2 protein-coding genes are annotated in these 1,391 nt (G+C 61.4%); both read right to left on the bottom strand.

Annotated elements, in window-relative coordinates; translation table 11 throughout:
• The coding region (locus CFY91_RS15595; RefSeq protein ID WP_207759402.1) for a cbb3-type cytochrome c oxidase subunit II at positions 1 to 240 on the bottom strand (240 nt) is incomplete at its 3' end.
• Positions 240 to 1,391, bottom strand: a 1,152-nt coding sequence (gene ccoN, locus CFY91_RS15590; RefSeq protein ID WP_093987289.1) for a cytochrome-c oxidase, cbb3-type subunit I, incomplete at its 5' end; no start/stop codon positions are given. The genes ccoN and CFY91_RS15595, both read right to left, overlap by 1 nt.

Raw genomic sequence — 1,391 nt, 5'->3', positions numbered from 1 at the left:
GGTTTCCGCGCGGAACGGACGAATCATCTGCGAATGGCAGCCCACGCAGCCTTCCTTGATGTAGATGTCACGACCTTCCAGTTGCAGGGCGGTGTAGGGCTTCATGCCTTCTACCGGCTCGTTCACTTCGTTCTGGAAGAACAGCGGGACGATTTGCACCAGGCCGCCGATGGAGACGGCCAGGACCATGAATAGGGCCAGCAGGCCGACGTTCTTCTCGAGGACTTCATGCTGTTTCATTAGTGGGCTCCTGCTACCGAAAACTTCGCAGCGGCTTCCATGTCGGCCGCCTTGGCCGCGCTAACGGTGCGCCAGGTGTTGTAGGCCATGATCACCATGCCGGCGAGGAAGATCGCGCCGCCGATCATGCGCACGATATAGCCAGGGTGGCTGGCTTCCAGCGCTTCGACAAAGGAGTAGGTGAGGGTGCCGTCATCGTTGACTGCGCGCCACATCAGACCTTGGGCGATGCCGTTGACCCACATGGAAGCGATGTACAGCACGGTGCCGATGGTCGCCAGCCAGAAGTGGGTGTTGATCAGGCCAACGCTGTACATGTTGTCGCGGGCGAAGACCTTGGGGATCAGGTGGTACAGGGCGCCGATCGACACCATGGCTACCCAGCCGAGCGCGCCGGCGTGTACGTGGCCGATGGTCCAGTCGGTGTAGTGGGACAGGGCGTTGACGGTCTTGATGGCCATCATCGGGCCTTCGAAGGTGGACATGCCGTAGAAGGCCAGGGACACCACCAGGAAGCGCAGGATGGGGTCGCTGCGCAGCTTATGCCAGGCGCCCGAGAGGGTCATCATGCCGTTGATCATGCCACCCCAGCTCGGGGCGAGGAGGATCAGCGACATCACCATGCCCAGCGACTGTGCCCAGTCGGGCAGGGCGGTGTAGTGCAGGTGGTGCGGGCCGGCCCAGATGTACACGGCGATCAGTGCCCAGAAGTGCACGATCGACAGGCGATAGGAGTAGACCGGACGGCCAGCCTGCTTGGGTACGAAGTAGTACATCATGCCGAGGAAGCCGGCGGTCAGGAAGAAACCTACGGCGTTATGGCCGTACCACCATTGCACCATGGCATCCGTGGCGCCCGCATAGAGCGAGTAGGACTTGGTCAGGGTGACCGGGATTTCCAGGTTGTTGACCACGTGCAGCAGGGCTACGGTGAGGATGAAACCGCCGAAGAACCAGTTGCCCACGTAGATGTGCTTGGTGTTGCGCTTGATCAGCGTGCCGAAGAACACCACGGCGTAAGCGACCCAGACCACGGTGATCAGCAGGTCAATCGGCCACTCCAGCTCGGCGTATTCCTTGGAGCTGGTCCAGCCCAAGGGCAGGCTGACGGCAGCCAGGACGATGATCAGTTGCCAGCCCCAGAAGGTGAA

The sequence above is a fragment of the Pseudomonas fluvialis genome (assembly GCF_002234375.1).
GTDB classification, from domain to species: Bacteria; Pseudomonadota; Gammaproteobacteria; order Pseudomonadales; family Pseudomonadaceae; genus Aquipseudomonas; species Aquipseudomonas fluvialis.
The sequence above is the reverse complement of the archived record's forward strand: the minus strand, read 5'-3'. Positions and strand labels throughout refer to the sequence as shown.